This window comes from Lentzea terrae, assembly GCF_003265345.1.
Taxonomy (GTDB): domain Bacteria; phylum Actinomycetota; class Actinomycetes; order Mycobacteriales; family Pseudonocardiaceae; genus Lentzea; species Lentzea terrae.
This window is the reverse complement of sequence record NZ_QFWW01000034.1, coordinates 136202-163046: the sequence shown is the minus strand read 5'-3', so window position 1 is coordinate 163046 and position 26845 is coordinate 136202. Positions and strand designations below refer to the sequence as shown.

Sequence of the window (26845 nt, the reverse complement as noted above, 5' to 3'; positions counted from 1 at the left end):
CCGACCTGTCCTGGCGAGCGGCCTCTCCCGTACGGTGACGTCGCAGCGGTTGAGCCAGCAGCCGCGACGGAGCCGCTGCAGTGGCGGCTCCCTGGGTGCGAGAGGGAGAACATCGGTGACTGTGCAGGACCCGCGAGCGGAGCAGACCATCGCACTGTCGGCGACTCAGCCGGCGGCCGGTGTCACGGTGCTCGCCGTGTCCGGCGAGGTCGACATGGTGTCCGCGCCCGCGTTGCGCGACGCCCTGGTCAACGGCCTGGCCGACGGCGGCACCTTCGTGATCGACATGAAGGGTGTGACGTTCCTCGGTTCGGCCGGACTGGCGGTGCTGGTGGAGGCCGCGCGGCTCGCGCCACAACATTCCGCGGCTCTCAAGGTCGTGGCCACCGCACGGGCTGTTACCCGGCCTCTGGAGGCCACGGGGCTCGGTGAGGTGTTCAGCGTGCACGAGTCCGTGGACGCTGCCCTGAGCGCTTAGTTCAGCCCGTCCCGCACGGTGAGGCGGTTTCCAGCCGCCTCCAGCGCCTCGGCGACCGCGCGGAGTGCGTGCTCGACGCCGGACCGCTCCTCACCCAGGTGAGTGACGTCCACGGTCAGCGGCACGGTCCCGCCTCGCGCAGCCGTGACGAGTGTTCGCCGCAGAGACGGTCCGGCCTCCGCGGGCACGTTGCCCCGGACGACGGCGACGACGCCGGAGGAGGTCTCGTACACGTGGACTTTGCAGCCGGGCTCCACCTGCGGATCGAGCGCCACCGGAGAACGGGCGCGGCGCAGTCGCACGGTCGTGCCTCTCGCCGAGCGGTCGATCACGACCTCGTCCACGCTCTCCCGCATGAGCAGGAGTCCTCGGCCGCGCATGGTGAGTGCGGGCGGCGGGACACGCCACTGGCCGTGGTCGGTGACGTCGATGTCGACCGTGCCGTCCCTGCCGAGCCGGGCGCGCACCTCGACGGTGCCGCGCGCAGGGGCGGGATAAGCGTGTTCGACGGAGTTGTTCACCGCCTCGCTCACCGCGAGGACGAGATCGCTTGCCTCGTCCTCACCGAAACCGCTGCCCTGCAGCCACTCGCGGAGTTGGTGTCGCACCGGCGCCACTTCGCGCGCGTCCGCGGGGAAGCGGAGAGCCAGGAAGTCCTCGTGCACCAGCACAACGCTCCTCCCCTGGATTGCCTCTGCCAGGTGATTTCCCAGGCCGCCGGAGCAATACACGTTAGAAACGAGATCGATTCGGGTACGGCAATGACATGCCGGCCTTCAGCAGAACGGACAACGAGGTGGGTGTGACTCAATTGTCAGGGGTCGAACTTCGGATGGCCGCGGATCCCACGCAGCTGTCCATCGTCCGCGCCGTCGCGGCGGACATCGCGATGAGGCAGGACTTCGACCTCGACTCGATCGAAGACTTGAAGCTCGCCGTGGACGAGACGTGCTCGACGCTGATCACGCTGGCGGCTCAGGACGCGGTGCTCAGCTGCCACTTCGCGGTGGACGGCAACGGCGCGGTCAGAGTCTCCGCCCGCGTGGCGGCCAAGTCGGCCTCCGGGCCGGACGAGGGCAGCTTCGGGTGGCGCGTGCTGACGGCCCTCGTCGACGCCGTGGAGACCCGAGTCGATGAGACCGAGGGGTTCGTGGTCCACATCGACCTCGTGAAGTCCTCGGCAGGGGCGGTGGATGCGTGACCGGCTCGGAAGAGGCGACCACGACGACCAAGTCGGGCGGTGACTACGACCACCTGGCCCCGCTGTTCGCCGAACTCGCGGAGACTCCTCCCGGCCCCGCGCGGGAGACCCTGCGGGACCGGCTCGTCACCGAGCACCTCCCGGTCGCCCAGCACATCGCCCGCCGGTTCGGCCACCGCGGCGAACCGCACGAGGACCTGGTGCAGGTCGCGACGGTGGGCCTGATCAACGCGGTCGACCGCTTCGACCCGGACCGCGGCAGCGACTTCCTGTCGTTCGCAGTGCCGACGATCATGGGCGAGGTCCGGAAGTACTTCCGCGACTCCAGCTGGTCGGTCCGGATGCCGCGCCGCCTGAAGGAACTGCACCTGGCGATCAACGCGGGCACCTCGCGGTTGTCGCAGTCGCTCGGCCGTGCCCCGACACCCTCGGAGCTCGCCGAGCACCTCGGCCTCTCGCGCGAGGAGATCCACGAAGGACTCGCGGCCGGAAACGCTTACCAGAGCGCGTCTCTGGACGACATGCTGATGTCGGAGGACTCGTCCATCTCGCTGGGTTCGACCATCGGCGAGGAAGACCCCGAGATCGCCATGATCGAGCAGCGGGAAGCTCTGCACCCGTTGCTGCAGAAGCTGCCGGAGCGGGAGCGAAAAATCGTGATCATGCGGTTCTTCGGGAACATGACCCAGACGCAGATCGCGCAGAAGGTCGGCATCTCGCAGATGCACGTCTCGCGGTTGCTCGCGAAGACGTTGCGGCAACTGCGAGACGTGCTGGAGGAATGACTAGGACGCCACGCGGACACGGCGCCGGGTCGCAGCGATGATCTGGCGCCGTTCGTCCTCGCCCATTCCGCCCCAAACGCCGTACGGCTCCTGCGCCTCCAGTGCGTGCTCGCGGCACTGCGCCAGCACAGGGCAGTGCGCGCAGATCGCCTTCGCCTTCTCCTCGCGCGCGGCCCTGGCGTAGCCGCGTTCGTTGTCGGGGTGGAAGAAGACAGCGCTGTTCTGTCCTCGGCACAGACCTTCCATCTGCCAGTCCCACACGTCGGTGACCGGCTTGGGCAGACGGGTCGTGCAGGTCATCGCGACTCCCTTGCTGGGCGGAAGAGTTGCGATCACTGCGTACCCGTGGTCTGACCAGCGGTAAACCTGCTAGAGGCGTTCAGGTGCTCCGATACCCAGCAACGACAGACCCAGCGTGAGCACCCGGGACGTCAGCGTGAGCAGGTGCAGGCGCGAGTCCTGCAGCTCCTGGCTCTCCGCCGTGGCCACCGGGCAGTGGTTGTAGAAGGTCGAGAACGCCGTGGCCGTCTCGAACAGGTAGTTCGTGAGCTTGTGCGGCGCGAGCTCGTCGATGGCCGCCTGAATGGCCGTGGGCAGCTGCAGCAGCTTCAACGCCAGGTCGCGCTCAGCCTGCTCCTGCAGAACCAGCGGCGCCTCGGCGGGAGCCTGCCGCCCCACCTTGCGCCCGATCGACAGAATCCGGGCGTTCGCGTACTGGATGTACACCGACGTGTCGCCGGTGGTGGCGAGCATCTTCTCCCACGTGAAGACGTAGTCCTTCTCCCGATCGTTCGAGAGGTCCGCGTACTTCACCGCCCCGAGTCCAATGGTCTTCGCGAGCGCGTCCTTCTCCGCACCCTCCACTTCGGACGTTTCGGGCATGACCTTGTACGAGTTCTCGACCGCCTCGGTCAGCAGGTCGATCAACTTGATGGTGCCGCCGGCCCGAGTCCGAATCGTCTTGCCGTCGGACCCGAGAATCGTGCCGAACCCGGTGTGCACCGCCGTGTGCGCGTCGTCCAGCCACCCGGCCTGCTTGGACGTGGCAAAAATCATCTGGAAGTGCTGCGCCTGCGGCGTGCCGACCACATAGATCAGCTCGTCGACCTTGCGCTCCCGCACCCAGTACCGAACCGTGGCGAAGTCCGTCGTGGCGTACCCGTAGCCACCATCGCTCTTCCGCACGATCAACGGCAGCCGGTCACCCTCCCGGTTCGTAAATCCGGGCGGGAACACGCACAGCGCCCCGTCGCTGGTCTCGACGAGCCCCTTCTGCTGCAGCTCGGTGATCGTGTCCGCGAGGTACGGGTTGTAGAAGCTCTCCCCGTAGTTGTCCTCCGCCGACAACCCGATGCCGAGCAGCTCGTAAATCTGGTTGAAGTGCCGCTGCGACTCCCCGACCAGCTCGTGCCACAACTTGAGCGTCGCCTCGTCGCCGCCTTGCAGCAGCACAACCCGCCGACGCGCCCGATCCGCGAAGCCGGGCTCGTTGTCGAACTTCTGCCGAGCCTGCTGGTAGAACTGGTTGAGGTCGCTGATCTCATGATCAGCCCCGTGCCCCTCATCCGTCAGATGCTCGATGAGCATGCCGAACGGCGTTCCCCAGTCTCCGAGGTGGTTGTGCGGGATGACCTCGTGCCCGGCGAACGTCAACAACCGGCAGAACGCATCACCGATGATCGTCGACCGCAGATGCCCGACGTGCATCTCCTTGGCGACGTTGGGGCTGCTGTAGTCGATCGCAATCCGCCGAGGCTCTGCCGTCACCGGCACGCCGAGCCGGTCGTCAGCGAGCAAGCCAGCCGCCTGCTGCTCCAGCCACTCACGCTTCAGCTTGAGGTTGATGAAGCCGGGCCCAGCAACCTCAGGCGCCTCGACCGCGTCCGCCGAGTCGAGGTGCTCCACGATCAACGCGGCGACCTCACGCGGGTTCTTCCCGACCTTCTTGGCGAGACTCATGGCCACGTTGCACTGGTAGTCCGCACCGTCGCGGTTGGACGGTCGGATCAGCGCTTCCTCAGCAGTGATGTCCACATCCAACGCGACGCGCAACGCCCGCGCGACCCGCTGGCCCAGTTCGAGCCCGACATCCCCACGCAGCACTGAACCCACCTCTCACCACGGCTAGTTCAGCTCAGTATTTCACCCCGGCCAACCCAATACCCACAGCGCCCGCCAACGCCACAGCTGGCAGCACCGGCAGACACCAGACCTCCCGCGAAGGCGAGGCCAAGCGGCGATGGCGCAGCCGAGCCGCCCCAAAGGCGAAGCCGAGGCGCTTGAAAGCTTGAAACGCGGTGCGGGCGGGTCCCCGTCACGAGCCGTGCCCGCTCGGACCGCACCACCTACGCAACAGCAACCCGCCAGCCCAACTGGGGAACGCTACGAAACCGGCGCGCACCCCAAATCACCACCGCCCGAGCAGCAGCGCCCCTCCACCCACCAGAGCAGCAACGCTGACCAGCCCGAAGAACGTCACCCACCCCAGCGCAGGCACCCCGGTGAGCCAAGCCAGCTGATCAGCATCCGACCGAGGAGCCTGCCGCCTCCACCGCTTGACCTGCAACTCCCAAACCGGCCGCACGCCCCCAAGCAGCAAAAACCAGGCAAACACGTACGCAGCCGTGTCCCGAACCTCAAGAGACGCGTAGAACGAGACGAAGAAGAACACCCCACCGGTAACAATGATCGAGAGCACCCCGAACACGTTCCGAATCATCACCAGCATCGCGAGCAAGAACCCGATGCTGATCCACAACATCAACTGAATCTGCTCGTTGGTGATCAAAACAGCCGCCCCGAACCCCAACAGCGACGGCGCGACATACCCGGCAAGAGCAGTGAGCACCATCCCAGGCCCCCGAGGCTTCCCCCGAGACACAGTGAGCCCACTGGTGTCCGAATGCAGCTTGATCCCACTGAGCCGACGCCCAGTAAGCACAGCAACCAGCGCATGCCCACCCTCATGGGCGATGGTGATGACGTTGCGGGTCAACCGCCAGATCCCGTGCAACGCCACCGCCAGGAACGCGGCCAGCGCGGTACCCCAGGTGATCACAACCTCATGAGTCAGCTCAGGCATCGGCACATAGAAACAGACGCGCCGTGAGAGCCGCATGTGGGCTCTCACGGCGCGTCCTCCCCGACAGAGGGAGCGGGCTCCTCAGTGCTTGATCCTGTCCTTGATCTTGTCCTTGCTCACGCGGTCAGTCTTCGGGTCGACCACGGCCTGCTCCTTGGTGATGGGCTCCCGCGGGCTGACCGTGGGGTCCATCTCCTCGATCCGGTGCTCGCGCGGCTTCTCGTCGTACGAGTCGCGGAACGCCATCGAACGCTGCTCCGGCAGCACCGGCTCCTCCTCCTCGATCACCTTGCGGCGCGCGGGCAGCACCGCGAGCAGCAGACCGAAGAGCGCGATCCCGAGGTGCAGCCAGTTGTCGTTCGTGTTGAGCGCCAACGGGTTGCCGAACTCCGACGCCGGGTTCTGCGCCAGGATTCCGGTGATCATCAGGCCCCACACGAAGATCGCGCCGAAGCCGAGGAACAGCAGCCATCCGTACAGCCGGGCGAGGCCCGACCCGAGAGCCATGAGCAGACCGAGCACGCCGACGGCCACGTGCACCAGGTTGTGCAGCGGGTTCACCGAGAACCCGAGCACGAACGAGTGGGTGGACCAGTCGCCCACCCCGGTGCGGGTGAAGCCCACGACGCCGAACACGATGAACGCGATACCGGCCAGCGCGGCCAGAATCTGCACCGGTTGCAGACCGGCGACCTTGACAGTGACGCGGTGGGTCATGACGCCCTCCAGGCTCCGTACTTGTCGCCCGGCTGACTACCCCGCGTTGACCTCGGTCAAACCGTTCAGCGACACGTCCGGCATGCCGTTTCGCGGTACTACGACATTGCGTTTGCCGATGTGCACCACACGGGCCCGCGCGGGGTTCACGAGGACCGTCATCTCGGCGTTCTGGTCGTTGTACGCACGGACCTCGACCTGCGTGCCGCGTGCGGCGGCGTTGCGCAGTGCGGCGGCCAGCGTGTCCAGGTTCCACGGCTTGACCAGGCGGAACTGGAACTCGTCCACGTTCAGCACGGCCCAGAGCTCGAGGTTGGTCGGTGGATCGATCGGATTCATGGGCGGTTTCCCCCTCAACGCAGGAATGGTGGGCTCCGGGACGCCGCGCCCACCGCTCGGCGCCCCGGAATTCTGTTACGGCAGCTGGGTCACGACGTACGAGACCCGGTAGAACGCGCCGGCACCGGCCACGTCCTTCTCGACGGACGCGGTGCGGCACGGCACCCGGAACGTGCCGATGGTCGTGTCGACCACCGCGTCGTCCTCGAGCACGGACACCACGACGAAGCCGCCGGGCGCGATGAACTCCGTGATCTGGTCGGCGTTTCCGAGGTCAGTCGCCTCCCTCGTCTGACCTTCGGTGAACGTGCGCGTGTTGGTTCTCTCGTCACCGACCCGCAGGTAGATCTCGTCCGTGGGCGTCTCCTGCAGGTCCAGCGCCCGCACTTCGGTGATGCGCAGCTCGCACCCACCGGCCATGGCCGTCTGTGCGTGCGACGTTCCCGCGGTGGCAGCAGCGATGCCGCCCGCAAGAGACATCACGGCCGCGAAGCGCTTGAGGTTCATCTCGTTCTCCTTAAGCAGGGTTTTCCGTTACCCCTCAAGGAGAACTCATGGACGACCACCGGCACATCCAGAGCAATACCTAGGTTTGGTCGCGCGCGATCCGCGCCGCCTCCGAACGGTTGCTCGCGCCGAGCTTCGCCAGGACGTGCGACACGTGCAGCCCCACCGTCCGCACGCTGAGCACGAGCTCCTGGGCGATTTCCTTGTTGGTGCGGCCCCAGCCCAGCAGTTCCAGCACTTCGCGCTCACGCGGGGTCAACGTGCCCAGCCGCGGCTTGTCCTTGTGCAGCAACGGGATGCGTTGCCGCCGCCCCTCGCGGTCGATCATCTTGACCAACGGCAGCGCGTCGAGGCGCCGCGCGGCCCGGTCGGCGTGACGCAGCGCTTCCGGTTCACCACAACGGGTTCGCGCGTACGCGGCCGGGTACGGCATCTTCAGCCGATCCCAGGCGGCGGCGATTTCCTCCCACGAGTCGAGGTCGGCCTCCGCGAGCGCGAGCCGGCGCCACACCTCGTCCTCCGGCCCGTGCGGCGGCGGCAACCGGGCCAGCAGCTCCTGCACCGTCGCTTCCGGATCATCGAGCTTGGTGACGCGACCCCCGGCCGCCTGAAGGTCGCGTGCAGCACCGAGACCTGCCGCGCACAGCCGCAGCACCTCGCCGCCGGTCAACGCTTCCGGCAGGTCGGCGACCGTCTCGCGGCACAGCTCGACAGCGGCCCGGAACTGACCTTTCGCCCGCGCCGCAACGGCTCTCGTGTAGGCGCACTGGGCCAGGAAGAGCGCGTCCGGCCCGTCGATGGCCTTCTCGGCCTGCTCGATCAGGTCGTCCGCGTCCTGCCCGCGCAACGCCAGCGCTTCCGCCTGGAACAACATGATCCGCGCGGCCTTGTTGCCGGGGATGGCGTCCGGTACCGCCAGGGCGTCCAACTCCTGCCACCGTCCGAGCGCGAGCAGGCTGGCGGCGAGGTTGTAGCGGATCACCGCGCTGAACGTCGGCGCCAGCCCCTGAATCCCGAGGCGCGTCAACGCTTCCTTGCCGATGCGCGCGCTGCGTTCGTGCTGGCCGGAGCTGCTGAGTACGTAAGTCAGGTTGCCAACGGCCCTGGTGAGCTCACGGATGCAACCGCTGCGATGCGCGGCCGTGCGCGCGTCCGCCAAAGTGGCGGTGCCGCGTTCCACATCACCCAGGAACGCCTCGCACACACCACGCACGCTCAACGCGTAAGCGAGGATCGCGTCGTCGTCGGTGACGACCGCCTCGATCTTCCGCACTGCCTGGGCGTAGTCGCCCTGCGACATGAGCCAGCTGGCCTCGGCGACGGCGATGCGCGGCACCATCGCTCCCGTGGCCAATCCCTTGGCCTCCAGCAGGGTTTCGTACGCCGCGGCCCGGTCGCCCAGCACGTACTGGCAGTCCCACAACAGGTACAGCAGCTCGCACCGGTCACCCTCGTGAGCGAGTGCCCTGCGCAGCTCCAGAGCCGCGTCCTCCGGCCGTCCCGCCCACCGCAACGCCTTCGCCCGCTCGAGTGCTTCCCGCACGTTCCCTTAGGAGGCGCGCGAAGACGGTCAGATACGACCGGGCTTGCGACCGATCCCCGCGTACGCGCCCGGCACCACGCACGGCGCCTCGATCGACAGCCCTTCCATGAGCTGCTCGACCGGCGCCGGATGCGACACCACCAGGAACCCTCCAGCCGGCATCGCGTGCCGATACCGGCGCACCACCCGCCCTGGCCCGGTGGCGTCGTCGACGTATCTCAGGACGTCGACCATCAACACCGCGTATGGCTCGCGCAGGTCGAGATGGGACACCACGCCCGGATGCCGCAGCACCTGCTCGGGACGGCGGAGATCGGCCTCGATCGCACACGTCCGCGGCTCGCCGCGCAGCAGACCGCGCGCGAACGCCACCGTCACCGCGTCCGAGTCCACGTAGACGACACGGGCGTCCGGCAACGTCTGGTGCGTCGCACCGCACGTCGGGATGCCCGAACCGAGGTCGAGGAACTGCCGGACGCCGGCCGCCCAGCAGTGCCGGACGGCGTGCTTGAGGAACGCCCGGTGCGCTCGGGTCGCGAGCGGCAGCTCCGGGTCGATCCGGACCGCCTGCTTGGCGAAGGCCCGGTCGGCGGCGTAGTTGTGCGCGCCGCCCAGATAGAAGTCATGGATCCGTGCGGCGTTCGGCCGACGTACGTCGACCTCGTAGCGTGCGAAGGCGGGGACCGCAGCCATTCGCAGAGCGTAACTGGCGCCTAGACCATTCGGGCGAAGTTTTGGAAGATTCTTTGGGCCCGTCTGAGGCAGGCACTGATGCGGGAGGGCCCGGTCCACCCCACAGAGACCGGGCCACGTAGCGCGTACGGGGATCGAACCCGTGTTTCCGGATTGAGAGTCCAGCGTCCTGACCACTAGACGAACACGCCTGGAACGAGCATTGATACACAAATGCTCGCAGGAAATAGAAGAAAGTGAACTAGCAGGTCACAGCTTCGAGGGCGCTCCGGCCCATTCCTCTGCGGTAATCATGGAACAATGATGACCGACGACGCAGGCACGTCGCAAAGGAATTAATCGAGCCACGTCAGCGCAAGCCACAGCGAGGCCCGCGCGTCGGCCGTCCCAAGATCACGACCGAGCAGTCGCTCGACGTGCGAGATTCGGTGCCGAACGCTGTTGCGGTGCACGCCGAGAACCGCTGCGGCGCGGTCCCAGCTGCCGTGCTGGCCGAGCCAGGCCCGGAGGGTGTCGATCAGTTCGGGACGGTTGAGGAGGGCGGCGAGCTCGCGGCGGGCGAACTCGCGGGCGGCCACGGGGTCGACGAGCGAGGACAAATCGGACGCGGGGAACGCCGGCTCTCCGGTGGCCTTGGCTCGCGCGAGAAGCGCCGAAGCCTCGTTCACGGCGTGCTCGAGGCCTGCGTCCTCGGTCGGTGTGGACACTCCGACAGGACCGGAGACCTCGAAGGCTGCGGGCACCAGCGCGAGGAACCCGTCCCCGTCTTTCGACACCAACGGCCCGTACCTCTGCGCCAACACGTCGTAGTCAGCCCGCGACTCCCCCGCGACGACCCGGTACGGGCCGGCTCCCAGCACTCCCCCGAGGCCCGTGGCGGTCGAGCGCAACAACGCCGAGGCCGCGAGCCGAGCGATCTGGCCGCGCTCACTCTCCACATCGCGCCGCAGCAACCCGAGCAACGCCAGCGCAACCGCCACCACCGCCCGTTCGGCAGGAGACAGCGGCGACGACCGCCGCACCACCAGCACCGCGGCCTCGACCGGGTCCAGCGTCACGTGGTCTTCACCCACCTGGGCCGAAGCCGAACGAGGTCCGGTGCCCGACGCAACGCGCGCCACGAGAGAGGAAACGTCGTCAGGCGCGTTCGAAGCGTCCACAAGATCCGCGCGACAGTTCAAAACAACGGCCAGAGTGGTCAGCACGGACTCCACGGGCCGCACGCGCGTGGCTGCACGGGTCAGCGCGCGCTGGCTGTCCGCGAGCATCCGCTGCTCCTGCACGGCGATCTCCGCGAGCAACGCCCCGAGCGCCTGCGACACGGCGAGGAACGGCGTCGACGGCGGCACCTCCACCAGCGGCATCCCCTGCTCAGAGCACACCTCCACCAGCGAAGACGGCACCGTGGGGAACTCCGGCTCGACGCCGAACCCGATCGCGGAGACGCCAGAGGACACCAATCCGCGCACGTACGCCGGCACGTCGGACGGGAAGCGCACCCCGGCCGTGAGCAGCAACTCCTCGCCGACCAGGTACGGCGTCGGGTCCTCGAGCTCGGACACGTGCGCCCAGCGGATCGGCCGGTCCAGAGCGTCCGATCCACACAGGACGGTCAGCCCGAGATCGACTCGCGCGACTAGATCGCGCAGTGGGACGGTTTGCACAACCATGGTCCGACGATTGTGCATAACAACCACTTACCAGCGCCAGCACGCGTTCCTACTGTGACCTGCAACCCAAGGAGGTCCAACAGTGGCTCTCGACTACGCGGTGATCGCCGCCTACGTGCTCGGCATGATCGGCATGGGCTGGTGGGGCATGCGCCGCGCCACCACCAAGAGCGAGTACCTGGTCGCTGGACGCAGGCTCGGATTCGCGATGTACTCCGGCACCATGTCGGCCGTCGTGCTCGGTGGCGCGTCGACCATCGGCGGTGTCGGGCTCGGCTACAAGTACGGCATCTCCGGCGCCTGGATGGTGTTCGCCATCGGCCTCGGCATCCTGCTGCTGAGTGCACTTTTCGCGCGCCGGATCGTCAAGTTGAAGGTCTACACCGTCTCGCAGATGCTGGATCTCAGGTACGGCGGCAACTCCAGCACGATCTCCGGCCTGGTGATGGCCGCGTACACGTTGATGCTGACCGTCACGTCCACGATCGCGTACTCCACCATCTTCAACGTCCTCTTCGGACTGCCGAAGTCCGTCGGCGTGATCATCGGTGGCAGCATCGTGGTGCTGTACAGCGTTCTCGGCGGCATGTGGTCGATCACGCTGACCGACATCGTGCAGTTCGTCGTGAAGACGATCGGCATCCTGTTCCTGCTGCTGCCGATCTCGCTGTTCGCGGCGGGTGGCATCGACGGCATCCAGGCGCGGCTGGACGACCCGGCGCTGTTCGAGACCACCAACATCGGCACCGGCACGATCATCACCTACCTGCTGATCTACGTGTTCGGCCTGCTGATCGGCCAGGACATCTGGCAGCGCGTGTTCACCGCGAAGTCGCCGAAGGTCGCGACCTGGGGCGGCATCACGTCCGGGCTCTACTGCCTCGTCTACGCGGTCGCGGGTGCGTTGATCGGCCTGGCCGGCAAGGCGCTGTACCCGAACATCGCCAACAAGGACGAGGCGTTCGCGACGATCGTGGAAGGCCTGCTGCCGACCGGGGTACGCGGGCTCGTCCTCGCCGCCGCGCTGGCCGCGATGATGTCGACCTCGTCGGGTGCCCTCATCGCCTGCGCCACGGTGGCGTCCAACGACATCTGGCGTCGCAAAGCCAAGGCCGGTCGCAACGCTGCCTCGGACGTCCACGACAACCGGATGTTCACGCTCGGGATCGGTGTCGTCGCGATCGCGATCGCGGTGGCTCTCAACGACGTCGTGGCCGCGCTGACCGTCGCCTACAACATCCTCGTCGGCGGGCTGCTGGTCGCGATCATCGGCGGTCTGGTCTGGAAGCGCGGTACGCGGCTCGGCGCGATGACGTCGATGGCGGTCGGGTCGCTGACCGCGATCTGGTTCATGGTGTTCGTGGACGTCTACGCCAACGAAGCCATCTACTACAGCCTCGGCGCGTCGCTCGTGACGTACGTCGTGGTCAGTCTGGCCACCCCGGCCACCGATCCGGCAGTGCTGGCTCAGTGGGACCGCAGGGTGGCGGGTGAAGGATCAGAAGAGGAACTGGTGAAGGCATGATCGGCCCCGTTGACTCCTCCCAGGTCCCGCGCTACGCGGGACCGGCGACCTTCGCCCGGCTGCCGCGCCTCGACCAGGTGGCGCACGCGGACGTCGCGGTGGTGGGAGTCCCGTTCGACACCGGCGTCTCGTACCGGCCGGGAGCGCGGTTCGCGCCCTCGGCCGTGCGGGAGGCGTCCCGGCTGCTGCGTCCGTACCACCCCGGTCTGGACGTGTCGCCGTTCGAGCGCATCCAGGTCGCGGACGGCGGGGACATCGCGGTCAACCCGTTCCACATCGGCGAGGCCATCGAGACGATCGAACAGGCTTCCGCTGACCTGCAGCGCGAGGGCACGAAGCTGGTGACGATCGGCGGCGACCACACGATCGCGCTGCCGTTGCTGCGGGCCGTGTCGCGGATCCACGGGCCGGTGGCGTTGCTGCACTTCGACGCGCACCTCGACACGTGGGACACCTACTTCGGCGAGCCGTACACGCACGGGACGCCGTTCCGGCGCGCGGTCGAGGACGGGATCCTGGACACGGAGGCGATCTCGCACGTCGGCACGCGGGGTCCGTTGTACGGCAAGAAGGATCTCGAGGACGACCGGCGGCTCGGGTTCGGGATCGTCACCTCGTCGGACGTCATGCGGCGGGGTGTGGACGAGACCGTTGACGCGTTGCGGCAGCGGATCGGGTCGCGGCCGTTGTACGTGTCGATCGACATCGACGTGCTGGATCCGGCGCATGCGCCCGGTACCGGGACGCCCGAGGCCGGTGGGATGTCGTCGCGGGAGCTGCTGGAGATCATCCGGGGACTGCGCGGGTTGAACCTGGTCGGAGCTGACGTGGTCGAGGTGGCGCCTGCTTATGACCACGCGGACATCACGTCGGTGGCGGCATCGCACCTGGCCTATGACTTGGTGAGCCTGATGGCGTTGAAGGAGGGGCAGTGATCCCCCGCGCGGCCACCGACCTGCTGAGCGTGCTGGCGTTGAAGGAGAGCAAGTGAGCACCCGCAACGGCGGCGATGTCGTGGTCGAGACCTTGGAGGCTCTCGGCGCGCACACCGTCTTCGGCATCCCCGGTCAGCACGCACTGGGCCTCTTCGACGCGCTTCGCCGTTCCGAACTGCGGTACGTCGGCTCGCGGACCGAGGTCAACGCCGCGTTCGCCGCCGACGGCCACGCCCGCATCACCGGCTCTGTCACACCGTTGCTGGTGTCGACCGGGCCCGGCGCGTTGCAAACCCTTGCCGGACTGCAGGAATCCGCCGCCGCCTCGGCGCCGGTGCTGGGCATCTCGTCGCAGATCCCCTCGGCCGGCCTCGGTGGCGTGCGCGGCGGCTACCTGCACGAGCTCACCGACCAGCTGGCGTCGTTCCGGGACGTCGTGAAGCACGCGCGGGTGGTGCGGCACGCGTCGCAGATCCCGTCGGCGCTGGCCGAGGCGTGGGAGATCGCGCTGACCGCGCCGTTCGGGCCGGTGTGGGTGGAGATCCCGCAGGACGTGCTGCTCGGCCCGGCTTCGGTGCCGCCGGTGACGTCGGTTTCCTGGTCCTCGCGGGAGCTCTACCCGCGTGCGGAGCTGGTGGCGGAAGCGGTTCGGTTGCTGGACGGGGCGTCCCGGCCGGTGATCCTCGCCGGCGGTGGTGCCTTGCGGGCCTCGAACGAGCTGCTGGAGCTGGCCGAGAAGCTGCGGGCGCCGGTCGTGACGACGTTCGGCGGCAAGGGCAACTTCCCGTGGGACCACCCGCTGTCCGCGCAGTCGTGGCTGGAGGACTGGCACACCACGGAGTTCCTGGCTTCCGCCGACGTGCTGCTCGTCGTCGGGTCCGGGCTGGGCGAGCTGTCCAGCAACTACCGGACGTTCCGCCCCACCGGTTCCGTGATCCAGATCGAGGCCGACCTGGGCAAGCTGGAGTCGAACTACCCCGCGCTGGGCATCCACGCCGATGCCCGCCACGCGTTGCGCGCCTTGACGTCCGGCGTGACGGCACGGGCCGCGGACGGCGTCTCGGAGTCGCTCGTCAGTCGACTGCTGGAACTGGTGCGGGCGCGGCTTTCCGAGCAATCGCTGGACCTGGAGTGGCAGGTGCTGTCCGCGCTGCGATCGGCGGTCCCGGACGGCACGCCGACCTGCTGGGACATGACGATCCTCGCCTACTGGGCCTGGTCGGCGTGGGATCCGCGCGGTGGTGCGCAGTTCTCCGCCCAGGGCGCCGGCGGGCTCGGCTACGGCTTCCCGGCCGCGCTCGGTGTCGCGGCGGCGGTGGACGGGCCGGTGCTCGCGGTGTCCGGTGACGGCGGCGCGATGTACGGCATCTCGGAGCTGGCCGTCGCCGCGCAGCACGGCGCGCGGGTGGTGTGGCTGATCGTCGACGACGGCGGCTACGGCATTCTGCGCGAGTACATGACCGACACGTTCGGCCAGGCCACCGCCACCGAGCTGGCCCGTCCTGACTTCGTGGCGCTCGCCGAGGCGTTCGGGGTGCCCGCCACCCGCAGCACGCCCGAGACGCTGCGCGAAGATCTCGCCAAGGCGTTCGCCGGGGACGGTCCGCACGTGGTCGTGCTGCCCGCGGTGTTGCGCATGTTCGCCCCCACGCATCTGGAGCACACGTGATCGTCGCGAACTTCATCAACGGCACCTCTGTTTCCGCCGACGAGACTTCTCCACTCGTCGACCCCGCCACCGGCGAGGAGTTCGGCCGCGCCGTCATCTCCGGTGCCGGCGAGGTCGAGGCCGCTGTTCGTGCGGCTGAAGCGGCGTTCCCCGCGTGGTCGCGCACCACCCCCGGCGAACGCCAGCTCGCGCTCCTCAAGCTCGCCGACCTGGTGGAGGCCAACGCTGCCGCGGTCGCCGACGCCGAGATCCGCGAAACGGGCAAGATCCGCGAGGTCGTCCTCGGCGACGAGATCCCCCAGTGCGTGGACCAGATCCGGTTCTTCGCGGGTGCCGCCCGCGCCCTGGGCACCGCTGCGGCGGGCGAGTACGTCCCCGGCGCCACCTCGTACCAGCGCCGCGAGCCGGTGGGCGTGATCGCGCAGATCACGCCGTGGAACTACCCGCTGATGATGGCCGTCTGGAAGATCGCCCCGGCCCTGGCCGCGGGCAACACGGTGGTGCTCAAGCCCGCCGACACCACGCCGTCGTCGACGGTGCTCCTGGCGTCGCTGGCCGCGCAGGTGTTGCCCGCGGGCGTGTTCAACGTGCTGCTGGGCGACCGCGACACCGGCCGGCTGCTGGTCGAGCACCCCGTGCCGGCCATGGTCTCGCTGACCGGCTCCACGCGGGCCGGCATCGAGGTGGCCCGCAGCGCCGCCGCGACCGTGAAGCGCACGCACCTCGAACTCGGTGGCAACGCGCCGGTTCTGGTGTTCGACGACGTGGACCTGACCGCCACCGCCGAAGGGATCGTGGGCGCGGCCTTCTACAACGCCGGCCAGGACTGCACTGCCGCCACGCGCGTGCTGGTCCACCGCGCGATCCACGACGAGTTCGTTGCCGCGCTGACGAAAGCGGCGTCGGCGCAGGTGCCGGGCACCGACTTCGGTCCGCTGAACAGCAAGGCGCAGCTGGACCGCGTGCTCGGGATGCTGTCGCGTTCGGCCGCGACGGTCCACTGTGGAGGAAAGCAGCACGGCCCGGCCGGGTTCTTCCTGGAGGCCACCGTGATCTCCGGGCTCGCGCAGGAGGACGAGCTGGTGCAGGAGGAACCGTTCGCGCCGGTGATCACCGTGCAATCGTTCGCGAACGACGACGAGGCCGTCGCGCTGGCCAACGGGGTACCGCAGGGGCTCGCGTCGTCGATCTGGACCCGTGACGCGGGTCGGGCCGCGACGCTGACGGCGTGGCTCGACTTCGGCATCGTGTGGGTCAACACGCACGGCCTGGTGGCGTCCGAGATGCCGCACGGTGGTTTCGGCGCCTCGGGCTACGGCAAGGACCTCTCGATGCACGGCCTGGAGGACTACACGCGCGTGAAGCACGTGATGATCGCCCACTAGCCGGAACTTGAGGCTCGCGCCCCCGACGACGCGAGCCTCAAGCACCTAGTGGCAGAGAGCCCCCTTCTGCCACTTCTTCGCGGAGTAGAGATCCGGGCGAGCCGGCGCCATCAACGTGTACGCGGTCGGACAGGCCTTGTCCGTGTACTCGACCGCGAAGACGAAGCTCGACCCGTCGCTCACCTCCTGGTGCTGCCAGTCCATGTTGATCAGGTTGTAGACCCCGGACGATCCGGGCCCGCCGTGGAGCGGGATCTTCCTGCCGTCCCGCACCACGTACTGGACCTCCCCCAACGGCTGGTGGATCTTCGGCCCGAGCTCACGCACCACCTCGTCGAAGGCCTCCGCCGTACCACCGGCCGCGAACCACCGGTCGAACAGCAACGCTCCGACGCTGTCGATCTCGTTGCGGCGATCCCACTTCCGCAACACCTCGCACTCCTCACGAGTGCACGGCAGCTGATCGAGATACATCTCGGCGGCGGTGTTCCTGTTCTCGAACACCAGCTTCTGCATCGTCGCGGCGTCATAGCGCCCGAGGTGACGTGGAATCTCCTTCAGCCCGAACGAGGTCCGCATGTTCGCGACGCTCTCGTCCCCGAACACGCGCGGGAACCCGGTCAACGGTTTGTCCGCCCGCACGAACGCGTGCGTGGAGTTGGAGTTCGTCGCGTAGGTGTCGCTCTCGATCCACGGCATCTTGTCCATGGCCAGCAGTCCCGCCCGGCACGACGAACGAGCGCCGTCGACGATCGCCACGCTGGTGCGGGTCAGGAACTCCTGGTCCACCACGCACTCGTCGGCCACGTCCGGCACGACCTGGATGCCCGCGTAGAGGGTCTGGCCGCGCTTGTCCGCCGCCACGATGTTGGTGCGCACCGTGCCGCCGTACCGGTCGAGGCTCGCCTTGAGGTCGGTAGTGGTCCGCGCCTCCAGGAAGCCCGCCGCCGCGTTCACCGCCGCGAGCCGGTCGGCCGCGAGGTCGGTGACCGCGTAGGCCTCGGCGTCGGTCCACGGCAGCGGCGTCATCTCGTGGCCGGTCAGGTGCGGGTTCGTGCGGATGAGCCTGGTGACCGGTCCGTAGCGGGTGTCCCAGTGGGTGCCGCGGTCGATCATCCGCTCCGGCTTGCCGTCGACCAGGTACGTGTACCGGTCGACCAGCTTCAGCTTCGTGAGCGTGTAGCTCGTCGCCGTCGACACGGTGGCCGACCACGCGACACCGCGGTTGTACCCGTTGAAGACGACCGGGATGCCGAGCAGCATGGCGCCGTCGACGTCCACCTTGCCCGGAATGGTCAACCGGGCGTGCCAGAACGAGATCATGCCGTGCCACGGCACGTGCGGATTGCCCAGCAATACGCCACGACCTCCGCTGGTACCCCGAGAACCAACGGCGATCGTGTTGCTGCCCCGCTCGTTGACCGGCTTGGGCGGTGCCGGCCAGATGCCCTCGTACGCCCGGAAGATCCCCTCGTTGAAGGCCACGTGGTTGAACCGGTAGAGCTCGGCCTCGCTGATCTGCCTGTTGCACCTCGGATGTGTTGCGGCGTAACGGTTGTAGCCGCGGACGTACCCGGTGAACAGGTCGCGGACCTGTTTCGTGGGCCCGATGGGCGGTGGCTGCGCGACTATCCGCTCGACCACCTGCCTCTGCTCGAGATCCCGGAACTGCGGGTCGGCGGCGAAGTCGGTGAACAGCTCGGCGAGATCGCACAGACGGGCCTTGGCCTGCCCGAACCCGATGCCGTCCCCCAGGCCGCGGTAGTCCGACGCGACGACGTGCGGCACCTGCTCCGGACCGGCCACGGCAACAGGCGCCGATGTGACCAGGAGCAGGCTCGCGATGACGGTGTTCCACACATCACCGTTTTTAGCACACTCGTGTCATAACAGGCCACCTGTTGACCTCCAGCTAGGTCGAGCTCATAGCGTCGCCGGCATGTTCGCGATTCGGCAGTACGAGTTCGGTCCGGCGTCGAACCTGCTCTTCGAGGAGGTGTCCGACCCGGAGCCCGCGGCGGGCCAGGTGCGCATCACCGTGGCCGCCGCCGGTGTCCACCTCGTCGACACCACGATCCGCAAGGGCGGCTTCGGCCCCGTCGACTTCCCCATGACGCCGGGCCGCGAGGTGGCCGGCGTCGTCACGGCCCTCGGCGACGACGTCTCGCCCGACTGGCTGGGCCGCCGCGTCACCGCCCACCTCGGCCAGGCCAACGGCGGCTACGCGGAGCTCGCCGTCGCCAACGTGTCCGCACTGCACGCGTTGCCCGACGACGTGTCGTTCGAGGCGGCGGTGGCGATGATCGGCACCGGCCGCACGGTCGTCGGAGTCCTCCACGCCGCGAAGCTGACCAAGGACGACGTGGTGCTCGTGACGTCGGCGGCGGGCGGCATGGGCGCGTTGTTCGTGCAGGAGGCGCGCAACGTCGGCGCGCAGGTCATCGGCCTCGCGGGCGGCGAGAAGCTCGACCACGTCATGGACAACGGCGCCGACGCCGCCATCGACTACACCCGGCCGGACTGGGCGGACGGCGTCAAGGACATGACCGTGGTGCTCGACGGCGTCGGGGGCGAGGTCGGTGCGGCGGCACTCAAGACGCTGGGCGTGGGCGGGCGGCAGATCATCTACGGCTGGGCGTCCGGGGAGATGACGCAGATCAGCACGGAAGCGTTGTGGGCCAACAGCCTCACCGCGACCGTCGCGCTCGGGCCCGGGCTGATGCGGCGCGGGCTGCGGGTGTTGGAGGACGAGTCGATGGCGGGGCTGGCGAGCGGGCGGTTCGTGCCGTTGGTGAACCCGCCGTTCGCACTGAAGGACGCCGCGCTGGCGCACGAGGCGCTGGAATCGCGCGCCACCGTGGGGAAAGTGGTGCTCAAGCCATAACACCGGGGGAGCGACGTGGCGGGAGAACACCGCGCATCCTGGCCACGTCGGCGGCGGCGGTGGCGTCCCACAGCGGGACGTCACCGCCGCCTCCATTTCCAACCCCTCGGTCAGGCTTGGACCGGCACCTCGACGAACTTCTTGCCCGCGAAGTTCTCGACCACCACCGACTTGACGTCGTTGGGAGCCACCAACGCGGAACCGTCCAGGTTCGTGCCCTCGGCGGCGCCCTTCTTGGACACCACCCAGGAACCCGCCTCCTGACGGCTGCCGTCCTTCGCGACCACGAAGATCCGGCACTTCTCGCCCTCGGGGATGCCGTTGATCGACATGTTCGTGCGCACCCAGCCCGCGGCGGGGACGACCTTGACGGTCATCGACGCCTTGGTCACCGGGTCGGTGAACGTGGCGAGCTTCGTTCCCGTCGGGTCCGGGGCCGTCGTGGTCGGCGGGGGTGCCGCCCCGATGTTGTCCGGTGAGGTGGCCTTACCGACGAAGACGCCGGCACCCAGCACCAGCGCTGCGACAACGGCTGCCGCGGCACCCAACGCGAACTGGCGACGTCGCGCGACGCCGCCTCGTTCCGAACGCACCTGGCGAAGCGTGCGCTGCAACAACAGATCGCCGCCTTCTGGTGGCCCGTCGAGCATGGCCTCCGGCGGCACTTCGCCGAGGTAGGCCTCCATCGCGCGGAGGTCCTCGAGCTCACGCGTGCAGTCGGGGCAGGACGCCAAGTGCTCGTCCATCTCGCGCACCTCCTGCTCGTCCATCGCTCCGAGAACGTAGGCACCGAGCAGCTGCGGGTCGTGCTGCGTGGTCATCCGGCCACCCCCTTCAGTGCGACCTGTTGACCGACGAACGTCTCTCTCAGGGCTCGCAACGCGTAATACGATCTTGATTTAACCGTGCCCGGTGGTACCCCGAGCGCTTCTGCCGCCTCCGTCACGCTGCGGCCGCGGAAGTAGATCTCCATCAGCACGTCGCGGTGGTCGGAGGACAACCTGTCCAACGCCTCCAGCACCACGACCGAGTCGACCACCTGGTCGGCGTGGTCGCGCTCGATCGGTGGCGTCGCCGGAGACTCGGCCACCTCCTGCGGGCGCGCCGCCTTGGCCCGCACCCGGTCGGTGACGATGTTGCGCGCCACGGTCAACAACCAGCCGCGCACCGATCCCTTGCCGTTCACGAGGGCGTCGGGATGGCGCCACGCTCGGACGAGGGTCTCCTGGACCACGTCCTCGGCAGCCGCCCGATCGCCGGTCAGCCGCGTCGCGTACGCCAGCAGCGCCCGACCGTGCTCCTCGTAGAGCGACCGGATCAGTGCCTCGTCGGCCGCGGTCTCCCGTTTGCGGGAGAACAAAGCCGCCATCCACCCACTCCTCCCCGCCCGCGAACACCTCTTGCGGGCGTTCTGTTCAAGACCTCAGCCGACACACGAGCAACGGCGGGCTTCGGTTCAAACGAGGTTTCAAAAGATTGAGGCGAATGCTAGTGCTGTGGCGTCACCGCGACCGGTTGAGGTGCCCGACCAGCGCGTTCATCAACGGCTCCGGCAGCACGTTGATGAACATGGCGTGGTCGGTCGCCGGATCGCGCAGCTCCTCGGGGAAGCTGTCGATGGCGAACGGGCGCCCCGCCGGGATGTCGTAGCCGACCGTGATGCGCAACCGCGGGATCGGGAACGTCTTCGCGGGGCACGCACCACCCGCGAGCGGGAACACCACGTGCGTGCGGTGCGACGCGCTGTCGGTGTTGTTGCCGTCCCAGCAGCTGGCGAACTCGTAGGTACGCAGCGTGGTCGCGCTCCCACACAGCGGGTACCTGCTGGTGTACCGGCCCGGCTGGTTCGCACAGCCCCACTTGGCCCTGGTGTTTGGGCCGTAGTTGTTGGTGAACGCCATCGGATCGCCGGTGATCATGCGCAGAAACCGCGGCATCGGCAGCACGTTGCTCACCGGGCTGCCCTCGTACCGGATCTCCACGCTCGTCGGCTTGAGCACCTGGCCGGTGTTGCCGTGCAGGCCACCGCCCTCGGCGTGCGCGTCGTGGCCCGTGCCGTCAGTAAGGCGCAACACCGGCCAGTAATAGGTGGAGCGGTCGTCCTTCTCACACGTGCTGGGCGCGGCTTCAAGAGAGGCGTTCGTCGACTTCGCATCGGCCGACTTGTTGCCCACGTACTCGTGTGTGTGGTGGGCGCCGAACGGGATGCCGGGCGAGACGACGGGGTTGTCCGCGTTGAGGTGCCGCTCTTCGTTGGTGCCGCATTGAATGACGAAGTTGGGCGTCTGCGGCTCGGTCTGCACCTGGTCGAGGTCGCTCACGTACTGGTCAGCGCTGGATTTCCCGCACAGGAGGACGCCGGAGGCCACGAGGACGATGACCGCGACCGCCGCGACTGCGAGGGTCATCGGTTTGTTCGGGGCCACGGCCACAGCTTGCCAAGCACGCCATCAAGACAACAGCCCAATGTCTCACTTCGAACATTCACCGTTGCTCGATGAACGGCGCTTTTGTACACCTGACGTGGACAAAAGCACCGTTCATCGAGCATTAGTTCGCGGTCACCAGCGGCTGGTGATCGTGGTTCACGACGCTGACGCCGGCCACGTCTCCTGACCGCACCATCGCGGACCCGGCCAGCGTCACCTCACCGGCGTGCGCCCGCCAGGAGCCGGCGGTGAAGGTGCGGCCGTCCTTCGTGTGCACGACCAGCCAGCAGGCTTCCCCGTCCTGCATGCCGTCGACGGTGGCGACCAGGCGCAGGCCGCCCTCGGTGTCCGTGACCTTCACGGCCAGGTGCGCCCCAGCGGCCGAGGTCCCCTGCAGAACCGCGGCAACGTCCGTGCCACCGACGCCCAGGCCCTGGCCGAGCCAGACGCCTCCAGCGAGCACGCCGGCGACCACGAAGGTCGATGTCAGGGCCGTGACGCGCCCTCGGCGTCGCACGGCCTGGTGTCTCTCGGCGCGGACCGTGCCCAGCGTGCGCTGCAGCAGGTGGTCCGCGTCGCGCGGAGCGCCGTCGAGTGCGGCCTCCGGTGGCAGTTCTTCCATCAGCATGTGTCGATCTCGTTCAACTCGTTGGTGCCCAGGACGTTCGGTGCCATGCGCTGGCGGACGCGGCAATGGACACGGTTACGCGGAACGACTCACTCATTTCTCCTTCTTCCAGTCCCGCGCAGTTGCGGTGACCGACACCTTCAAAACGAGCCCGCGAGGAAGTTGGTTCAACGCAGATACAGGGCAGTTGTGCAGCCCACACGAGACGCTTGACCTGGGCCTCCGCCAGCTCCTAGGGTCTCGTATATGATGTATGACCGGGTGGAAGCGCCTCCCGCGTCGCGTACCGACTTCGTTCTGGAATCGATCAAAGAAGCGATTCTCAACGGAAAGCTGAAGCCCGGTCAGGCGCTCGTGGAAACAGATCTCGCGGCCGCGTTGAACGTCTCCAAGACGCCGGTGCGCGAGGCTTTGAAGACGCTCGCCGGGTCGGGGCTCGTCGTGATGAGCCCGTACAAGGGAGCCGCGGTCCGCACGGTCGACGCCGCCATGGCCGACTCGGTCTACGACGTGCGCATGCTGATGGAACCCGAGGCATTGCGGCGCTCGATCCAGCTCGGGGCTTCGTTCGAGGACGCCGCGCTGGCTCTCCAGGACGTCTCCGACCTGGCGCAACGCTCGCTGGCCAACCGCCGCTTCCACCGCGCGCTCTACGCCGGGTGCGGCAACCCGTTGCTGGTCGAGATCCTGGACGGCCTGCGCGACCAGGCCGCGCTGATCACCGTCGCCGGCTGGGGCATCTGCCCTACCTGGGACGAGGAGGCCGCGGAGCACCACGCGATCCTCGCCGCCGCGCTGGAACGCCAAGCCGACCTCGCGTTCGAGCTGCTCCGCCGCCACATCCAGACCTTCGCCGACCGAGTAGTCGAGGAGCTTCCCGATGGCGTTCGATGACCTGTCCGAGCAGCTCGCCTCCGTCGTGGCGATCACCGTCACGCCGTTCGACGCCGACGGCGCGATCGACGAGAAGAACTACGCCGCGATCGTGGACCGGATGGTGGAGGGCGGCGTCTCGGTCGTCACGCCGAACGGCAACACCAGCGAGTTCTACACGCTGTCCGCCGCCGAGACCGAACGCGCGCTGAAGATCACGGTCGACACGGTCGGGGACCGCGCCGCGATCGTTGCAGGGGTCGGCCATGATCTCGGGACCGCCGTCGCGGCCGCTCGGTTCGCCGACCGGGCCGGGGCGCAGGGCATCATGATCCACCAGCCGGTGCACCCGTACGTGTCGCTGGACGGGTGGGTCGACTACCACCGCACGATCGCTTCTGCGGTACCCGAGCTGAGCGTGATCCTCTACGTGCGGAACCCGCGGATCGGTGGCGCGCAGATCGCCGCACTGGCGGACGACTGCCCGAACGTCGTGGGCGTCAAGTACGCGGTGCCGGACCCGGTTCGCTTCGCCACGGTCGCGCGGGATGCCGGGCTTGACCGGCTGACGTGGGTCGCCGGGCTGGCCGAGCTGTCGGCGCCGGGCTACTTCGCCGTCGGGGCAACGGGATTCACGTCCGGGCTCGCGAACGTGGCGCCCCAGCTGTCGGTGCGGATGTTCAACGCGCTGAAGGTCGGCGAGTTCGGTGCGGCGACGGAGTTCTGGGAGTTCATCCGGAAGTTCGAGGAGCTCCGGGCGGCGAACGAGTCGGCGAACAACGTGTCGGTGGTGAAGGAAGCGTTGGCACAGCTCGGGTTGTGCCGCCGGGACGTGCGGCCGCCCGCCAGCGTGCTGAGTGAGGCCGACCGGTCGGCTGTCGGTGTGCTGCTGAACTCGTGGAGCATGCTGTGACCCTGCGCAGCGCGGAGTGGTTCGACGGCGAGGGACTGCGGGCGTTCTCGCACAACGCCCGCATGCGTCAGCTGGGCATGAACCCCGCCGAACACCTCGGCAAGCCCGTGATCGCGATCCTGAACACGTGGAGCGGCATCAACCCGTGCCACATGCACTTGCGCGAGCGCGCGAAGCAGGTCGAGCGCGGTGTCTGGGAAGCGGGCGGATATCCGCTGGAGTTCCCGGTCTCCACGCTGTCGGAGACGTACCAGAAGCCGACGCCCATGCTGTACCGGAACATGCTGTCGATGGAGACCGAGGAGATCCTCCGGTCGTACCCGGTCGACGGCTGCGTGCTGATGGGTGGCTGTGACAAGACCACGCCCGCACTGCTGATGGGCGCGGCTTCGGCTGGGCTGCCAACGGTTTTCGTGCCTGCCGGACCGATGCTGCGCGGCAACTGGCGTGGCGAGAAGCTCGCGTCCGGCACCGACATGTGGCGGTTCTGGGACGAGAAGCGCGCGGGGACGATCTCTTCTGCGGACTGGGCGGAGATCCAGTCCGGGCTGGCCCGTTCCCCTGGCACGTGCATGACGATGGGCACGGCGTCGACGATGACGGCCGCCGCTGAGGCGCTCGGCCTCACTTTGCCTGGGGCGTCGTCGATTCCAGCTGTGGACTCGGCGCACTACCGGATGGCCGCGACTTCGGGCATGCGAGTCGTGGAGATGGTTCGCGAGGGTCTGACCATCGGTGATGTGTTGTCGGCTGATGCGTACGAGGACGCGATCCGGACCGTGCTGGCGTTGGGCGGCTCGACGAACTCGTACATCCACCTGATCGCGATGGCCGGCCGGTCGCAGATTCCGTTGTCCCTGGACGACTTCGACCGGTTGTCGCGGGAAGTGCCGGTGCTGGCCTCGGTTCAGCCTGCAGGCTCCTGTCTGATGGAGGACTTCTACTACGCGGGCGGGCTGCGCGGGTTGCTGTCACGGTTGCGGGATTCGTTGCACCTCAAGCGGATCACGGTGACGGGGCGGACGTTCGGCGAGGATCTCGACGGTGCCGAGGTGTACGACTCCTCGGTGATCCGGTCAGTCGACGACCCGATCTCGCCGGAAGGTGGATTGGCGGTGCTGCGCGGCAACTTGGCGCCGGACGGTGCGGTGATCAAGTACGTGGCGGCTGATCCTTTGCTGTGGAAGCACACCGGGCCCGCCGTGGTTTTCCACGGCTACCAGGATTTGCAGGCACGCATCAACTCGCCTTCGCTGGACGTGACGAAGGATTCGGTGATCGTGCTGGCCGGTGGTGGCCCCAAGGGCGGGCCCGGCATGCCGGAATACGGGATGCTGCCGATCCCGGACAAGCTCTTGAAAGAAGGCGTCCGGGACATGGTGCGCGTGTCAGACGCGCGGATGAGCGGAACTTCTTACGGCGCTTGCGTTCTGCACGTGGCACCGGAGGCGCACGTCGGTGGGCCGCTGGCGCTGGTGCAGGACGGCGACCTCGTGACGCTGGACGTCGAGGCGCGCGTGCTGCGCGTGGAGATCTCCGACGAGGAGATGGCACGGCGTCGAGCCGAGTGGATCGCGCCGCCGCCGAAGTTCGAACGCGGGTACGGCGCGTTGTACTACGAGCACATCACGCAGGCCAACGAGGGCTGCGACTTCGAGTTCCTGTCACGGCCGGGAGTCAACCCGGAACCCAACGCCCACTGAGGCCTGCTGCTGCCAGTCAGCCGTCCCGAGCAGCTGACTGCGCAGGTAGGCCGTGGTCAGCTGCTGCACGACCGCGACCCGTTCGGGACTCTCGTCCGTGGTCTCGGCGACGTCGTACCCGGAGACGCCGCCGAGCCCGTGTTCCCCGCCTTCGAGGACGAGCAGGTCCTTCGGGGCGGGCGACAGGTGGAACGGGTCCGTGTGCCACTCGGGGCCGTTGACCGTGAGGTGCTCCGACCCGTCCTTGTCGCCCGCGACGACGAGTGCGGGCGTGGTCATGTCCGTGAAGTCGGCGCTCAGCATGAACGGGTAGTTGGTCGCGACGAACTCGGTGAGGCCGTCACCGCGGCCGGTGGTGCCGAGCAGCACGCCTGCCTTGATCCTGGGCTCTTTGAGGCTGATGCCCTCGGTCTTCATGCCCAGCAGCAGGCTCGCCGTGTGCCCGCCCATCGAGTGGCCGGCGACCGCGATCTTCGTGCGGTCGAGCCGGTTCTGCAGCTGTGGCACGGCTTTCTCGATCTCGTCGAGCCGGTCGATGATGTGCGCCATGTCCTCGGCCCTTTCCTGCCAGAACATGGGTGCACCAGGGGTGTCGGCGGGCAGGTCGAGCGTGCGGGAGCTCAGGTGGGTCGGCTGCAGCACGACGAAGCCCTGCTCGGCCCAGTGGTTCGCGAGCGGTGCGTAGCCGTTCAGCGAGGACAGGTGGTTCGAGTGCCCCTGCCCGTGGGACAGCAGGATGATCGGCAACCCGCTGCCCTCGGTCGGCGCGGACACCTTCAACTGCAGGTCAACGGGCCTTTCGGGGATTTCGAGCACGACAGGACTAACCGTGAACACGGTCATTGGTTCCCCTTCGAGTAGTCTGTCGCCGTAAGTGGAGCGACGT

The 26845-nt window shown here is 68.1% G+C and carries 27 protein-coding genes and 1 tRNA gene; 11 read left to right on the top strand and 17 right to left on the bottom strand.

What is annotated here, in order from left to right; translation table 11 throughout:
- The first annotated feature begins 115 nt into the window (after nt 1-115).
- Nucleotides 116-478 (top strand): STAS domain-containing protein, encoded by a 363-nt coding sequence (locus tag DI276_RS42510; RefSeq protein ID WP_232837300.1) that lies wholly within the window; start codon nt 116-118, stop codon nt 476-478.
- Here DI276_RS42510 and DI276_RS42505 read toward each other — a convergent pair.
- A complete protein-coding gene (locus DI276_RS42505) occupies nt 475-1149 on the bottom strand; it encodes an ATP-binding protein (protein ID WP_157985312.1) in 675 nt (224 codons plus the stop codon). The two genes, DI276_RS42510 and DI276_RS42505, sit on opposite strands and share 4 nt — an antisense overlap.
- Before the next feature lie 131 nt (nt 1150-1280).
- Here DI276_RS42505 and DI276_RS42500 point away from each other — a divergent pair, with 131 nt between their 5' ends.
- Both DI276_RS42500 and DI276_RS42495 read left to right on the top strand, forming a co-directional pair.
- Nucleotides 1281-1679 (top strand): ATP-binding protein, encoded by a 399-nt coding sequence (locus tag DI276_RS42500; protein WP_232837299.1) that lies wholly within the window; start codon nt 1281-1283, stop codon nt 1677-1679.
- Entirely contained in the window at nt 1676-2464 is a 789-nt protein-coding gene (locus DI276_RS42495; RefSeq protein WP_112274649.1) for a SigB/SigF/SigG family RNA polymerase sigma factor, read from the top strand. Before DI276_RS42500 ends, DI276_RS42495 begins: the two co-directional genes overlap by 4 nt.
- Here DI276_RS42495 and DI276_RS42490 read toward each other — a convergent pair whose 3' ends face one another.
- The 10 genes from DI276_RS42490 to DI276_RS42445 all read right to left on the bottom strand — a co-directional run bounded on the left by DI276_RS42490 (nt 2465) and on the right by DI276_RS42445 (nt 11015).
- On the bottom strand, nt 2465-2764 hold the full coding sequence (locus DI276_RS42490) for a WhiB family transcriptional regulator (protein ID WP_112274647.1): 300 nt from the start codon (nt 2762-2764) through the stop codon (nt 2465-2467).
- Between the two features lie 69 nt (nt 2765-2833).
- Complete coding sequence (argS, locus tag DI276_RS42485; protein WP_112274645.1) at nt 2834-4567, bottom strand: arginine--tRNA ligase; 1734 nt, start codon at nt 4565-4567, stop codon at nt 2834-2836.
- Nucleotides 4568-4871: 304 nt separating this feature from the next.
- Entirely contained in the window at nt 4872-5546 is a 675-nt protein-coding gene (locus tag DI276_RS42480) for a M50 family metallopeptidase (RefSeq protein ID WP_198681252.1), read from the bottom strand.
- 81 nt (nt 5547-5627) lie between these two features.
- On the bottom strand, nt 5628-6263 hold the full coding sequence (locus DI276_RS42475) for a DUF4383 domain-containing protein (RefSeq protein WP_112274641.1): 636 nt from the start codon (nt 6261-6263) through the stop codon (nt 5628-5630).
- Between the two features lie 36 nt (nt 6264-6299).
- Entirely contained in the window at nt 6300-6602 is a 303-nt protein-coding gene (locus DI276_RS42470) for a hypothetical protein (RefSeq protein WP_112274639.1), read from the bottom strand.
- A 75-nt stretch (nt 6603-6677) separates the two neighbouring features.
- Nucleotides 6678-7109 carry a hypothetical protein gene (locus DI276_RS42465; protein WP_112274637.1) on the bottom strand — a complete coding sequence of 144 codons (432 nt, stop codon included), beginning with the start codon at nt 7107-7109 and terminating at the stop codon, nt 6678-6680.
- 79 nt (nt 7110-7188) lie between these two features.
- Nucleotides 7189-8652, bottom strand: coding sequence for a LuxR C-terminal-related transcriptional regulator (locus DI276_RS42460; RefSeq protein ID WP_112274635.1), 1464 nt, complete (start codon nt 8650-8652; stop codon nt 7189-7191).
- Between the two features lie 27 nt (nt 8653-8679).
- Nucleotides 8680-9345 (bottom strand): SAM-dependent methyltransferase, encoded by a 666-nt coding sequence (locus DI276_RS42455; RefSeq protein ID WP_112274633.1) that lies wholly within the window; start codon nt 9343-9345, stop codon nt 8680-8682.
- Nucleotides 9346-9464: 119 nt separating this feature from the next.
- Nucleotides 9465-9536, bottom strand: a tRNA-Glu gene (locus tag DI276_RS42450).
- Between the two features lie 144 nt (nt 9537-9680).
- Nucleotides 9681-11015 (bottom strand): PucR family transcriptional regulator, encoded by a 1335-nt coding sequence (locus DI276_RS42445; protein ID WP_198681251.1) that lies wholly within the window; start codon nt 11013-11015, stop codon nt 9681-9683.
- A gap of 82 nt (nt 11016-11097) precedes the next feature.
- Here DI276_RS42445 and DI276_RS42440 point away from each other — a divergent pair, with 82 nt between their 5' ends.
- From DI276_RS42440 to DI276_RS42425, 4 genes are read left to right on the top strand one after another with little or no spacing between them, the layout of a single operon-like run.
- Nucleotides 11098-12540: a sodium:solute symporter gene (locus DI276_RS42440; RefSeq protein WP_112274629.1), complete on the top strand. Its 1443-nt coding sequence runs from the start codon at nt 11098-11100 to the stop codon at nt 12538-12540.
- Entirely contained in the window at nt 12537-13475 is a 939-nt protein-coding gene (gene speB, locus DI276_RS42435; protein WP_112274627.1) for an agmatinase, read from the top strand. Before DI276_RS42440 ends, speB begins: the two co-directional genes overlap by 4 nt.
- A gap of 52 nt (nt 13476-13527) precedes the next feature.
- Nucleotides 13528-15144 (top strand): thiamine pyrophosphate-binding protein, encoded by a 1617-nt coding sequence (locus tag DI276_RS42430; RefSeq protein WP_112274625.1) that lies wholly within the window; start codon nt 13528-13530, stop codon nt 15142-15144.
- Complete coding sequence (locus DI276_RS42425; RefSeq protein WP_112274622.1) at nt 15141-16529, top strand: aminobutyraldehyde dehydrogenase; 1389 nt, start codon at nt 15141-15143, stop codon at nt 16527-16529. Before DI276_RS42430 ends, DI276_RS42425 begins: the two co-directional genes overlap by 4 nt.
- Before the next feature lie 45 nt (nt 16530-16574).
- Here the strand turns inward: DI276_RS42425 and DI276_RS42420 are convergent, their stop codons facing one another.
- Nucleotides 16575-18389 carry a penicillin acylase family protein gene (locus tag DI276_RS42420; protein ID WP_112274620.1) on the bottom strand — a complete coding sequence of 605 codons (1815 nt, stop codon included), beginning with the start codon at nt 18387-18389 and terminating at the stop codon, nt 16575-16577.
- Between the two features lie 79 nt (nt 18390-18468).
- Between DI276_RS42420 and DI276_RS42415 the strand changes: the two genes are divergently transcribed.
- Nucleotides 18469-19413 carry a zinc-binding dehydrogenase gene (locus tag DI276_RS42415; protein ID WP_112274618.1) on the top strand — a complete coding sequence of 315 codons (945 nt, stop codon included), beginning with the start codon at nt 18469-18471 and terminating at the stop codon, nt 19411-19413.
- Nucleotides 19414-19523: 110 nt separating this feature from the next.
- On the opposite strand, the gene DI276_RS42410 is transcribed toward DI276_RS42415, so the two are convergent.
- The 4 genes from DI276_RS42410 to DI276_RS42395 form a co-directional block, all read right to left on the bottom strand.
- Complete coding sequence (locus DI276_RS42410; protein ID WP_112274616.1) at nt 19524-20234, bottom strand: anti-sigma factor family protein; 711 nt, start codon at nt 20232-20234, stop codon at nt 19524-19526.
- Nucleotides 20231-20782 carry a sigma-70 family RNA polymerase sigma factor gene (locus DI276_RS42405; protein WP_109637237.1) on the bottom strand — a complete coding sequence of 184 codons (552 nt, stop codon included), beginning with the start codon at nt 20780-20782 and terminating at the stop codon, nt 20231-20233. The genes DI276_RS42410 and DI276_RS42405 overlap by 4 nt, the downstream gene beginning before the upstream one ends.
- A 133-nt stretch (nt 20783-20915) precedes the next feature.
- Nucleotides 20916-21839 (bottom strand): DUF1996 domain-containing protein, encoded by a 924-nt coding sequence (locus DI276_RS42400; protein WP_232837298.1) that lies wholly within the window; start codon nt 21837-21839, stop codon nt 20916-20918.
- A gap of 124 nt (nt 21840-21963) precedes the next feature.
- A complete protein-coding gene (locus DI276_RS42395; protein ID WP_112274614.1) occupies nt 21964-22470 on the bottom strand; it encodes an anti-sigma factor in 507 nt (168 codons plus the stop codon).
- A gap of 246 nt (nt 22471-22716) precedes the next feature.
- Here DI276_RS42395 and DI276_RS42390 point away from each other — a divergent pair, with 246 nt between their 5' ends.
- Genes DI276_RS42390 through araD form a run of 3 tightly spaced genes read left to right on the top strand, consistent with a single transcriptional unit; the run spans nt 22717 to nt 25959 of the window.
- Entirely contained in the window at nt 22717-23364 is a 648-nt protein-coding gene (locus DI276_RS42390; protein ID WP_232837297.1) for a GntR family transcriptional regulator, read from the top strand.
- The gene (locus tag DI276_RS42385) at nt 23351-24256 is read left to right on the top strand and encodes a dihydrodipicolinate synthase family protein (RefSeq protein WP_112274612.1); all 906 of its coding nucleotides are present in this window, start codon (nt 23351-23353) and stop codon (nt 24254-24256) included. The genes DI276_RS42390 and DI276_RS42385 overlap by 14 nt, the downstream gene beginning before the upstream one ends.
- Nucleotides 24253-25959 (top strand): L-arabinonate dehydratase, encoded by a 1707-nt coding sequence (gene araD / locus DI276_RS42380; protein ID WP_408610627.1) that lies wholly within the window; start codon nt 24253-24255, stop codon nt 25957-25959. The genes DI276_RS42385 and araD overlap by 4 nt, the downstream gene beginning before the upstream one ends.
- Here araD and DI276_RS42375 read toward each other — a convergent pair.
- Nucleotides 25921-26802: an alpha/beta hydrolase family protein gene (locus tag DI276_RS42375; RefSeq protein ID WP_112274607.1), complete on the bottom strand. Its 882-nt coding sequence runs from the start codon at nt 26800-26802 to the stop codon at nt 25921-25923. The genes araD and DI276_RS42375 overlap by 39 nt on opposite strands.
- Nucleotides 26803-26845: the final 43 nt, after the last annotated feature.